Here is an 11,729-nt window from a genome sequence, read left to right on the forward strand (position 1 = left end):
CTGCGGGGATCAACCCGTTTTCAGCCGGGAAGGTCGGTGTTGCGACATAAACTCATCCGGGAGAGTAACCTATGCTGCAACTTTCAATTGTGCATCGTCTGCCACAGCGTTTTCGCTGGGCCAGCGATCACCATAGTGCCATTGAATCCGATGACACGACGCTGGATGAGCAGGAGTTCGTGGCGCTGCGACTGATCAGCCATGACGGCATTCCGGCATGGGAGATTCTGCAGCAGCTGAAAGAGGTGCTGGCGGATATTCAGGTCGACTGCAAAGTGGCCGAATGTGAAGGGCAGCCCTGCCTGTTTATTCAGCGTCGCGACGAAAGCGCCACTAACTGCTGCCTGAAAAATCAGGGCGTGGCGATTGCGGAAACCTTTATCGCAGGCTGAGTTGCGCCGACTGCAGCAGCTCGCGAGTATAAACAGTTGTCGGTGACGCAAACAACGTTTCACACTCTCCCTGTTCAACCACCTCCCCCTGACGCAGCACGATAAGCTGATGACACAGGGCGCGAACCACATCCAGGTCGTGACTGATAAACAGATAGCTGAGCTGACGCTGCTGCTGTAAGCGGCGTAATAGTGTCAGAATCTGCTTCTGCACCGTGCGATCCAGCGATGAGGTGGGTTCATCCAGTATCAGCAGCTCTGGCTCCAGAATCAGTGCCCGCGCGATAGCAATCCGCTGTCGCTGACCGCCAGAGAATTCGGCCGGATAACGATGGCGACTTTCTGCTTCAAGCCCGACTTCCTCCATCACCGCAATCACGCGCTGCGCCTGCTGCGCACTGTTGAGTTCAGGCTGATGCACCGCCAGACCTTCAGCAATAATCTGCTGCACCGTCATACGCGGATTGAGAGAAGAATTCGGGTCCTGAAACACTACCTGAATGCGCTGACGCAGTGGCAGAAGTTGCCGGCGCGACAGCTGATGCAGCGGCTGGCCGTCAAACCAGATTTCGCCACGTGAGGCAATCAGCCGCAACAGCGCCAGGCCGGTGGTGCTTTTACCCGACCCGGACTCGCCCACCAGACCCAGACTTTCGCCACGCCGCAGGCTGAAACTTAGTCCGGACAGTACCTGCTTTTCACTGGCCTGCCGCCGGAACAGTCCGCGCCGCTGCGCAAAACTGACCTGAAGCTGCCCGACCCGAAGAATGACAGGCGCATCTGCAGGGAGCGGTAGCGCTTTTCCTTCCGGCTCGGCAGCCAGCAACTGCTGGCTGTAAGGATGTTGCGGCTGGTTCAGCAGAATCTGGCAGCGATTCTGTTCCACGATGTGACCCTGACGCATCACGCTGACGTTATCCGCCAGCTGACGCACGATATTCAGGTTATGGGTGATAAACAGCATGCCCATATTCAGCTCCCGCTGCAGTTCACGCAGCAGCGCCAGAATCTGCGCCTGCACCGTCACATCCAGTGCAGTGGTCGGCTCATCGGCAATCAGCAACTGCGGCTCGGTCAGCAGCGCCATAGCGATCATCACTCGCTGGCGTTCCCCGCCGGAAAGCTGGTGGGGGAAATCGTTGAGCCGGGCGGCAGGCTGACGGATACCGACCCGATCGAGCACGCTGATAATCTCACCGCGTGCTGCCTGACGACGCAGCCCGCGATGCAGCGACAGCACTTCATACAGCTGCTTCTCTACGGTGTGTAGCGGATTCAACGATACCATCGGCTCCTGAAAAATCATCGCAATCTGGTTGCCACGAATAGCACGCAGACGCTGTTCGCGGGCACGCAGCAGATCTTCACCGTTAAACAGAATCTCTCCGCGGGGATAAACCACCGCTGCCTCATGCAGCAGTCGCATTACCGACAGCGCCGTGACGCTTTTGCCGGAACCCGACTCGCCCACCAGCGCCAGCGTTTCGCCCGCGTCGATGTGCAGTGAAACGTCATCCACGACCTGACGAAGCTGCTCGCCCTGACGAAAGGCGACCGAGAGATGATTGATGGCAAGCAGTGGCGTCGTCATTCAGGCTCCTTTGCCCGGATCAAAGGCGTCGCGCACCGCTTCGCCAATAAAAATCAACAGCGAAAGCAGGATCGCCAGGGTGAAAAAGCCCGCCAGGCCCAGCCAGGGTGCCTGCAGATTATTTTTGCCCTGCAGCAGCAACTCACCCAGCGAGGGTGAACCCAGCGGCAGACCGAAACCGAGAAAGTCGAGGGAGGTGAGCGTGGTGATCGAACCGCACAAAATAAATGGCAGAAAGGTCAGGGTAGCCACCATCGCGTTAGGCAGCATGTGACGCAGCATGATCCGGGCATCGCTGACCCCCAGCGCCTGTGCTGCGCGGATGTAGTCAAAGTTTCGGGTACGCAAAAACTCGGCCCGGACCACGCTTACCAGGCTCATCCAGCCGAATGCGACGGTGACCAGCAGCAGCCACCAGAAACCGGGCTGAATGACGCTGGAAAGGAGGATCAGCAGAAACAACGACGGCATACCAGACCAGACTTCAATCATCCGCTGCCCAATCAGATCAATTCTGCCGCCGAAATAACCCTGCACCGCGCCAACCACAATTCCGATGACGCTGGAGATAAGTGTCAGCAGCACGCCGAACAGCAGGGAGATGCGCGTGCCATAGAGCAGCCGTGCCAGTACGTCGCCACCGTTGGCGTCTGTGCCGAGCCAGTTCTGCGCCGAGGGCGGAGAGGGGAACGGCACCTCGGTGGCAAAATTGATGGTGCTGTCGCTGAAGTGAAACGGAGCCCATAAGGCCCAGCCGTTCTGTGCGATGCGCTGCCGCAGCCAGGGATCCTGATAATCCGCCGCTGTCGCCAGTACGCCGCCATAGTCGGTTTCGCTGTAGTCAAACAGCAGCGGCACCATCCAGCGCTGCTGATAATGCACCAGCAGTGGCTTGTCATTGGCGATCAGTTCGGCACAGAGTGACAGCAGAAAAATAACCAGAAAGATCCACAGCGACCAGTAGCCGCGCCGGTTATGGCGAAAGCGCTGCCAGCGCTGTTGATTGAGTGGAGAGCGCGTCATGAGCGGCTCCCGAAATCGATGCGCGGATCGACCAGCGTATAAGTCAGATCGCTGAGAATATTCATCAGCAAACCGATCAGCGTGAAAATATAGAGCGTGCCAAACATCACCGGATAGTCACGTTGCAGCGTCGCGTCATAGCCGAGCAGGCCGAGTCCGTTGAGCGAGAACATCACTTCGATCAGCACCGAACTGGTAAAAAACATGCTGATAAACGTAGCGGGGAAGCTGGCGATGACCAGCAGCATCGCATTGCGAAACACATGGTGATAAAGAATTCGGCGTTCCGGCACCCCTTTGGCGCGCGCGGTGACGACATAGAGCTTGCGGATCTCATCCAGAAAGGTGTTTTTCGTCAGCATGGTCAGTGTGGCAAAGCCGCCAATCACCGTTGCCAGTACCGGCAGGGCGATATGCCAGAAGTAATCCAGTACTTTGCCATACCAGGGCAGCGTGTCGTGCTGCGCCGAGGTGAGCCCGCGCAGCGGGAACCAGTCAAGGTAGCTGCCACCGGCAAACAGTACGATCAGCATGATGCCGAACAGAAAAGCCGGAATGGAGTAGCCAATGATAATAAACGCGCTGCTCCAGACATCAAAGGCGCTGCCGTTGCGCACCGCTTTGCGGATCCCCAGTGGGATCGACACCAGATAGATGATCAGCGTGCTCCATAATCCCAGACTGATCGAGACCGGCAGGCTCTCCTTAATCAACCCGATTACCGAGGCGCTACGAAACAGGCTGTCTCCAAAGTCAAAACGCAGGTAGTTCCACAGCATCTCGCCGTAGCGCTGCCATAGCGGTTTATCGAAGCCGTAACGCTTTTTAATCTCCGCAATCACTTCGGGATCCAGCCCGCGCGCGCCACGGTACTGATTATCAGCAGGATTAATATGACTGATGCTGGCGCGTGAACTGGCGCTCTCCGCGCCGCTGCCGGGCAGGCCAGTTGTCTGACCAAACTCAATATTTGCCAGCGCCTGGTCGACAGGTCCGCCGGGCGCGATTTGCACAATAAAGAAGTTGAGCGTGATGATCGCCCATAAGGTCGGGATAATCAGCAGCAATCTGCGCAGAAAGTATGCGGCCAACGGTCATCTCCTTAGCGTTTGCTGGCCGGCAGGCGTCCGGCTTTGTTAGTGTCGTACCACCAGTTTTCCAGCCCGGTGCTGTAGGCAGGCTTGCGGACAGGGTGAGAAAACTTATCCCAGTACGCCAGCCGCTGTTCAGCGTTGTACCACATCGGGATCATATACGCATTCCACAGCAGTACCCGATCCAGCGCCTGTGCCAGCGGCCGCAACGCGGCAGGGTCGCCCTGATGCGCGACAATCTGTTTCACAAAGTGATCGACGATAGGATCGTTGACCCGTGCGGTATTCCACGACGAGGTGATGTAGTCGGACTGCCAGAGGATCTGCAGACTGGAGGTCGGGATCGGCATCGCCCCGTAAACGGTGGCAATCATGTCATAGTCGCCTTCACGCCAGCGCCGCAGGTACTGTGAGCTGTCGATCTGCCGCAGGTTCAGCGTAATGCCAAGCCGCGCAAGGTTGTGCTGCAACGGTAATGCCCATTCGGTACTGGTGCCACCGCGCAGCAGCAGTTCGACCGTAAACGGCTGACCGGTTTTATTGTTAACCAGTCGGCGATTTTTGATCTGCCAGCCCGCCTGTTTCAGGAGCTCAAACGCGTTTAACAGACTGGCGCGATCATAGCCGCTGCCATCGGTTTTGTGTGGCAGGTAAGGCTGGCTGAACAGCGCAGGAGGCAGCTGCGCGCGCCAGGGTTCGAGCAGCGCCCGTTGCTGTGCATCCGGCACCCCGTGGGCAGCATACTCTGTATTCTGGAAATAGCTGCTGGCACGCAGCCAGGCACCGTAATAGAGCGCTTTATTCATCCACTCGAAATCGAACATTAGTGATAACGCCTGGCGCACCCGGCGATCGTGGAACAGCGGTTTTTCGTTGTTGAATGCCAGCCAGCGGGTATCGATAGCGGCTTCATTGGGCGTGGTTTCTTTTACAATGCTGCCATCGTCGAAATTGCGGCCACGATACTGGGTCGCCCATTTCTTCGCCGATGTCTCTTCACGCAGATCGTAGCCACCCGCTTTAAAGGCTTCGAACGCAACATTGTCATCCAGATAGTAGTCATAGCGCATGCGATCAAAATTAAAGCGTCCACGATTCACCGGCAGATCGGCAGCCCAGTAATCTTTTACCCGGCTGAACTCAATAAACTGGCCCAGCTTCCAGCGCGTGATGCGATAAGGCCCACTGGAAAGCGGCGGTGCGCTTAACGGCTCGTTAAACTTCTTATCGCGCCAGAACGACTCGGGGATAACCGGTAGCGTCAGTAATCCAAGCAGCAGATCTTTATCCGGTTTCTGTGCCTCCATGCGGACCGTGATATCGTCCAGCGTCCTGACGGTCACGCCACGATAGGCGACGCGGAACTGAGGCACGCCCTCGGTCATAAACTTCTGAAAGGTGAACGCTACGTCGCGGGCGGTGACTGGCGTGCCGTCATGAAACCGGGCGCGGGGATTCAGGCGGATCTCAATCCAGGTAAAATCGCTGGCGTAGCGTGCTGATTCAGCAATCAGCGGATAATAACTGCCCGGTTCATCGTCTGAGCTGGTGTAAAGCCCGTCATAAAGCGTGCCGGTGTTAATGCCCGGATTGCCGCGCGAGGCGTAACGGTTAAAGTTGTCATAAGTGCCCACTACCGCCATAGTGATGCTACCGCCTTTAGGCGCGCGGGGATCGGCGTAATCGTAATGGCTGAAGCCGGGCGGATATTTCGCTTCGCCCGCCTGGGTGAAGGCGAACGTTTGCAGGACCGTGGCCGCCAGCAGTGGGGCGCTGAACAGGCCGCACAGCAGCAGAAATCCTAAGCGAAAAAGCATGCTCTCTCCTGTTAAATATCCGGCGCGATTTGGGCCAGAGAGTCTCAGGCGTTATGACGCCGGAAATAGTCTATCAGTGTTTCTGGTCGCAGCGGACGGCTGAAGATATAACCCTGCAGATGGGTTACACCTCGATGGATCAGCCAGGCGGCCTGTTCGCCGGTTTCTACCCCTTCCGCCACACTTTTCAGATTCAGCTTCTTCGCCAGTTGCAGCACGGTGTCCAGCACCGGCGAGGTCAGGGTTTCTGTGCCGATGCGCTGGACAAAGCCACGATCGATTTTCAGGTAATCAAACGCATAACGTTCCAGATAGATCAGCGCACTGTGGCCGGTACCAAAATCATCAATAGCAATGTTGATATGCTGCTGATGCAGCCAGTCAAACAGTTCTCCGACGTTTTCATCTCGCACCATGGCGCGCTCGGTAATCTCAAACACGTAATTAAAGTGAGCCGCAGGCATGGTATCAAGCCAGCGCAGCACATCCTGCCGGAAACCGCTGTCAGCCAGATGCAACGCAGAGATGTTAAGGCTGAGGCAGGCATGACGGGGAATGGTATGACACAGTTGGTGAGCATCACGTGAAACCAGCTGAAACAGATGCCGGGTCAGAGGAATAATAAGGTTCTGCGACTCGGCATACTGAATAAACACATCGGGCGGGATCGGGCCTTCGGTCGGATGGGTCCAGCGCAGTAACGCTTCCATACCATAAGGCTGACCATCATGGGAAGTAACCAGCGGCTGATATTCAACATGAAACTCGCCGCGCTTCATGCCCCGAATCAGCTCTTTCCCCGGACGCTGATAAACAGATAACAGCAGCCAGCAGCCGCCGGAAACCAGCAGTGACAGCAGCAGGCTGCACAGCAGGATATTCTGATAATCACTGAACGCCAGAACCGAACCGAACAACACAAACTCCAGCGGATAGCCTGTCAGCGCCTGCTGATACAGCGGCGGCGGCAGACTTTTATTTTTCATCACGCCAGGCTGCCAGCTGGTTAAGGCACTCTTTTGCGCCATCAGCGCCATACCAGTAATTTCCGGATGCCCGGAGATCTGCAGCTGGTAGGGAGCCAGGCTGATATTCAGCGTCGCGAAGACACCTGACTGCTGACGGCCAGGATTTTTAATCCACAATCCCAGCGCCGGTTTATTTGGCTGAAGCGGCGTGCCTGACATGAGCTGCAGATCAATATCGCGTGAGGTATCACTATTGGGTGCGATAACATTAAGCGGCAGACTAAAACTGCCGGTGGCCGACGAGCAAAAGGCATTGCCATTGTTAACCAGCAGGATGGCGCGGAGATTACCGGCAAACGCGGCGCGCGAGGTCAGTTCACGATTAATGGTATGACAGGCAGTGTGGGTGAACGGAAGCAGAGGACTGAGGGTGCTGATGAGCAGACTGGAGAGTGTTTGCTGTAGTGCTGTTCGGCTGTTCTCCAGCAGTTGCTGGTGCTGTCGTTCGCGCTTCTGCCAGGTCTGGTGAAATGACAGGGCGGCAAACAGAAGAAAGAATACGCCACCGACCATCGCGCTACTCCATGCGATTCGGCGAGGATAGGTGGCATGGCGCCTTAGCGCCCCCGACAGTGGCATGAGGAACTTCCCCTGATCAAATTATTATTATGTTATTGCACACGACTGCTTCGGTTTAAGCGACCGAGAATATAACGAGAGTGTCCGAAATGTCTCGTTATTAATCTGAAATACAATGCTTTTATCTTATATAGCGGCTGGTGCTAAGAATAAGGCACGAAAAAAAACGCTGCGTAAGCAGCGTTTCACGTTCTCTGGCTGAGAGAAGATCGAAAGTGATAATCAGGTCGGGTTACGACTTAATACACGGCGTCCTTCACGGTAACGCTTTTTCCAGTAGTCATCATTGAGGCTGGAGATCATGACGCCACTGCTGGTGGAGGCATGAACAAAATTGTCGTTACCCAGATAAATACCCACATGACGGCCTGTTGAGCCGGCACGGAACATTACCAGATCGCCAGGACGCAGTTTACTGCGGGTAATCTCTTTACCGGTGTCCTGCTGCTCAGAGGTCGAGCGCGGTAATTCTAAGCCAAACTGATCGCGGAAGGTGCGTTGTACAAAGGCGGAACAATCGATTCCGCGTTTGGTATCGCCACCGAGGCGATAGCGCACACCTTTCCAGACGGCGTATTGTTCCATGATGCGCGACTTAACGTCGACGTTACGCACCATTTCTTCAAACTCATCCTGAGACGCCTGAAGTAAAAAACCATTGTGGTTGTTAACTTCATGATTCTCGTTATTCGCGTTTTGACTGCTATGGGTACTGCTACAAGCTGAGAGGAGTGTGGCCAGCGCCAGTGCGGGCACGATCCGCAAAATATATCTCAGTATTGGTTGAGACTTGACCATTATTCGGGTTTTCCTTCGATTTCCTTACGACAAAATTGTCGCCAGCCAGATGACAAAACAGGGAGATTAATAAGCGAAACAGCCTAAGACAAATCCTTAATTACTAAAATGTGTTAATGGACACATTTTTACGGTAAAAAATCCGAATTTTCTGCCGCTGTAGCCTCACTGCGACTGAGGTTAACTGATTACAGACGCCGTGGCGAGTGCTTTTAATCAATTTTATATAGGTTTTTTTGATGTGAAATCAAACCGTAACACCCTGACTACTTTAGCAACAATTGTGGTGAAATGATGATGAGAACAGGCAGCGAAAGGGGCGTCAATTCAGGGCATAGCTTCTGTTTTTAGCGTTTTCTTTATTGACAGAGAATATTGGTGACTGTTTAACCAGTCAGCAGGGTCATAACCTTTTCTTTTCGTCAATTTAATTAGCAGGCTAATAGTGGTGGGCTGTTTTTTATAAGCGCGGACGGTCAGGACCATGCCGATTAAATCGTCCGCGCTTAACATTTACGTCACGGGCTTATATTTCCCCGGTAATTTGCGATAAAACCAGTTTACCAGCACGTCACTGGCTGGCGTTAATAGCCACCAGCTCAGACCCACTAATATCACTGACATTGAACCGACGGCAATATCGGTAAACCAGTGTGCACCCGCCATGACGCGCGGCAGTGAAAATATCACCACAATAGCCGTGGCAATTAAGAAGCGGCTAAAACCAAAATAACGCCAGATAAAGCAGGCGAAAATAATCAGCATCATACCGTGGTCGCCAGGGAAGCTGTCTTTCGAGGCATCTTTAGCGGGAATACCGGTGAGTTCGCTGACGCGATGCACATTCTCGAAGAACAGCGTCGGACTGGAGTGCTTCACCGGCAACAGGTGGCCCAGCTGATTAAGTACTACAGCGGTAAGCAGCATAGTGATACCGATAGCCAGCATCCGCCGCCGCGCGTGTGGCGTTTCACGTCGCCAGATCGACAGATAAAGCAGGCCCATTGCCAGCAATGACACCGCATCAAATCCACGAAAATTGGTGATAGCGACGATCAGTGCGAACAGCGGATGGCTCACCATCTGATTGTTGAAGCCATAGAATATAGATTTATCGACGCCGAACCAGAAGCCATGTTCTGGCGGCAGATACCATGACAGAAATAGCATCACGCCCAGTGCATTAAGCAGCAGGATAGTAATAAGGCGAGTTACGCGCATAGTTAAACTCATTATTATTAAAAATAACCGCCGACAATACCTCTGTCAGCGTAAACGGCACTTCAACAATGCCGATTGTAGTCGATTCCAGTCAGCCTGTTGAAAATGAATGATCTCAATGCGGCTATCGGATGGCGGTGAGGGGAGTGTTTCACTCTGCAGCTCATTTGCCTGACGATTGATACGCAGAGTGCCTTCTTTCGTGCGCATCACACCTTTAATGCGATCAACCGGTGCCTGGCGTACCCATTCCAGCAGCGCACTGCTGTCAAACCGCGTATCAGCATCAAAAATCCAGCCGCAGGCGCTGTAACCCTGACCGTGGTTCAGCGCCCGACGCCAGCGCGCTTCGCCGTCCAGTCGTAACGCCGCGAGGCCGCTGGTCGGGTTAGACGGATGATGATGATGCGGCAGGGGAAGATCGCGTGGCTGATAAGGCGTATCAAGCAGGGAAAGGGGGATCTGACCAAATTCTGTCTGTATTAATGGACGCTGAGGCTGCATCTGCTGCTGCCAGTCAGCCAGGCGCTGACGGTCCTCCTCACCCCAGCAATCGCGCTTGTTGGCGATAATCATATCGGCAGCAGCGAGCTGATCGCGGAAGTTTTCATTGGCAAGGATGCGAGGATCGGACAGCTGACGGGCATCCAGCAGCGTCAGGGTCGCATTAAGTTGCAGCCACGCCTGATAAACCGGCGCACTTAACATCTGCAACACCTGACGCGGATGACCCAGGCCGGTTGGCTCAATCAGCAGCCGATCCGGTTTGCTCTTCAGCAAAATATTCAGCCCGACCTGCATCGGCAGGCCATTAACGCAACAGAGACAGCCGCCGGGGATCTCTTTCAGGGTGGCACCGCGATCGGCCAGCAGTGCACCGTCGATCCCAATCTCGCCAAACTCATTGACCAGCACCGCCCACTTCTCTTCGGGCGGTCTGGCTGCCAGCAGATGGCAGAGCAGCGTAGTTTTGCCGCTGCCCAGAAAACCGGTAATCAGATTAACGCGCGTCATGGGGCCTGCTCCTGCCTGAGAATAGCGTGGTAATGTAATACTATAACACTATCACGACTGGCAGCAGTTGAGTGGTTAGTCTGCACGGCCCATGTAGCGGCGTTCAGCAATATGAATGCGGATGCGATCACCGTTGCTGAGGTATTCCGGCACCTGGATAGAGAGGCCCGTGCTCATACCGGCCGGTTTCGTTCGGGCGCTGGCGGAAGCGCCTTTAATGCCGGGTGAGGTATCCACGATTTCCATGTCTACGGTTTGTGGCAGTTCCAGCGCCAGCACCTGACCTTCCATCGTCAGTACGTGAATGCCTGGGATGCCGCCTTCAGGGATAAACAGGAGCTCTTCTTCAATCTGCTCCTGTTTAAAGGAGTAAGGGGTGTAATCCTCATCATCCATAAAGATGTATTCGTCACCATCTATATAAGAGAAGGTCACGCTGCGGCGGCTGAGCGAAATCGCATCAATAATCTCGTCGCCCTTGAAGCGCTCTTCGACTTTTAAACCGGTGCGGACATCGGTAAAGCGCATTTTATACAGGGTGGCGGCACCGCGTGCGCTGGGGCTCTGGACATCAATATCCTTAACCAGCAGCAGTTTACCGTTGTGCGTGACGGCCATCCCTTTTTTAATTTCGTTGGCTTTTGGCATTGCTGTTCTCGCTATCTTGAGAGTGAAGTGCGCGCAACGTTACTCGCGCCGGTGAAAACTGGCAATATCGTGGATGCGAAATTTTGTGTCAGACCGCGGCTTTCATGGCAATTAGTGTGGTGGACTGCTATTGTCGCCGCGACTTTCTCTGCCGGAGCACAGCATGCAATGCCGTAGCCAGTGCGGTGCCTGTTGCACAGCACCTTCGATCTCCTCGCCGATTCCTGGCATGCCTGACGGCAAGCCCGCCAACACGCCCTGTGTTCAGCTTGATGACACACTTCGCTGCAAACTGTTTGGCTCACCACTGCGTCCAGCCGTCTGCGCAGGTCTGCAACCTGCACACAGCATGTGCGGCGATTCGCGCCATCAGGCGATGACCTATCTGCTGCAACTCGAAGCAGATACCGCGCCCTGAGGCGCTGACGCTGCTGAACTTTCTGGTCCACTCATCTCTGGTTTACAGCATCTGCGTCAGCCTGTTCACTTTTTATTCCCCTTAACCACCCCGAAATGTGCGTAAC

General features: G+C 54.8%; 11 protein-coding genes. 2 read left to right on the plus strand and 9 right to left on the minus strand.

Annotated elements, in window-relative coordinates; all coding sequences use genetic code 11:
• Positions 1–71 precede the first annotated feature (71 nt).
• The gene (locus tag K6R05_RS06295; RefSeq protein ID WP_098052788.1) at positions 72–392 is read left to right on the plus strand and encodes a YejG family protein; all 321 of its coding nucleotides are present in this window, start codon (positions 72–74) and stop codon (positions 390–392) included.
• On the opposite strand, the gene yejF is transcribed toward K6R05_RS06295, so the two are convergent.
• The 9 genes from yejF to yeiP all read right to left on the minus strand — a co-directional run bounded on the left by yejF (position 379) and on the right by yeiP (position 11,205).
• Complete coding sequence (gene yejF, locus K6R05_RS06300; RefSeq protein WP_222925204.1) at positions 379–1,983, minus strand: microcin C ABC transporter ATP-binding protein YejF; 1,605 nt, start codon at positions 1,981–1,983, stop codon at positions 379–381. The two genes, K6R05_RS06295 and yejF, sit on opposite strands and share 14 nt — an antisense overlap.
• Positions 1,984–3,006, minus strand: a complete 1,023-nt coding sequence (locus tag K6R05_RS06305) for an ABC transporter permease (RefSeq protein WP_222925205.1) — start codon at positions 3,004–3,006, stop codon at positions 1,984–1,986.
• Positions 3,003–4,097 (minus strand): microcin C ABC transporter permease YejB, encoded by a 1,095-nt coding sequence (locus K6R05_RS06310; protein WP_222925206.1) that lies wholly within the window; start codon positions 4,095–4,097, stop codon positions 3,003–3,005. The genes K6R05_RS06305 and K6R05_RS06310 overlap by 4 nt, the downstream gene beginning before the upstream one ends.
• A gap of 11 nt (positions 4,098–4,108) precedes the next feature.
• Positions 4,109–5,917 carry an extracellular solute-binding protein gene (locus tag K6R05_RS06315; protein ID WP_222925207.1) on the minus strand — a complete coding sequence of 603 codons (1,809 nt, stop codon included), beginning with the start codon at positions 5,915–5,917 and terminating at the stop codon, positions 4,109–4,111.
• 44 nt (positions 5,918–5,961) lie between these two features.
• Positions 5,962–7,524 (minus strand): cyclic di-3',5'-guanosine monophosphate phosphodiesterase PdeN, encoded by a 1,563-nt coding sequence (gene pdeN, locus K6R05_RS06320; protein ID WP_222925208.1) that lies wholly within the window; start codon positions 7,522–7,524, stop codon positions 5,962–5,964.
• Positions 7,525–7,746: 222 nt separating this feature from the next.
• A complete protein-coding gene (mepS, locus tag K6R05_RS06325; RefSeq protein ID WP_013358530.1) occupies positions 7,747–8,322 on the minus strand; it encodes a bifunctional murein DD-endopeptidase/murein LD-carboxypeptidase in 576 nt (191 codons plus the stop codon).
• 513 nt (positions 8,323–8,835) lie between these two features.
• Entirely contained in the window at positions 8,836–9,543 is a 708-nt protein-coding gene (locus K6R05_RS06330) for a phosphatase PAP2 family protein (protein ID WP_161732194.1), read from the minus strand.
• A gap of 45 nt (positions 9,544–9,588) precedes the next feature.
• Positions 9,589–10,557, minus strand: a complete 969-nt coding sequence (locus K6R05_RS06335) for a CobW family GTP-binding protein (protein ID WP_222925209.1) — start codon at positions 10,555–10,557, stop codon at positions 9,589–9,591.
• A 75-nt stretch (positions 10,558–10,632) separates the two neighbouring features.
• Complete coding sequence (gene yeiP, locus K6R05_RS06340; protein ID WP_003854146.1) at positions 10,633–11,205, minus strand: elongation factor P-like protein YeiP; 573 nt, start codon at positions 11,203–11,205, stop codon at positions 10,633–10,635.
• 163 nt (positions 11,206–11,368) lie between these two features.
• Between yeiP and K6R05_RS06345 the strand changes: the two genes are divergently transcribed.
• Entirely contained in the window at positions 11,369–11,623 is a 255-nt protein-coding gene (locus K6R05_RS06345; RefSeq protein WP_090959387.1) for a YkgJ family cysteine cluster protein, read from the plus strand.
• Positions 11,624–11,729 lie beyond the last annotated feature (106 nt).

Origin of the sequence: Pantoea alfalfae, from assembly GCF_019880205.1 — a bacterium.
Taxonomy (GTDB): domain Bacteria; phylum Pseudomonadota; class Gammaproteobacteria; order Enterobacterales; family Enterobacteriaceae; genus Pantoea; species Pantoea alfalfae.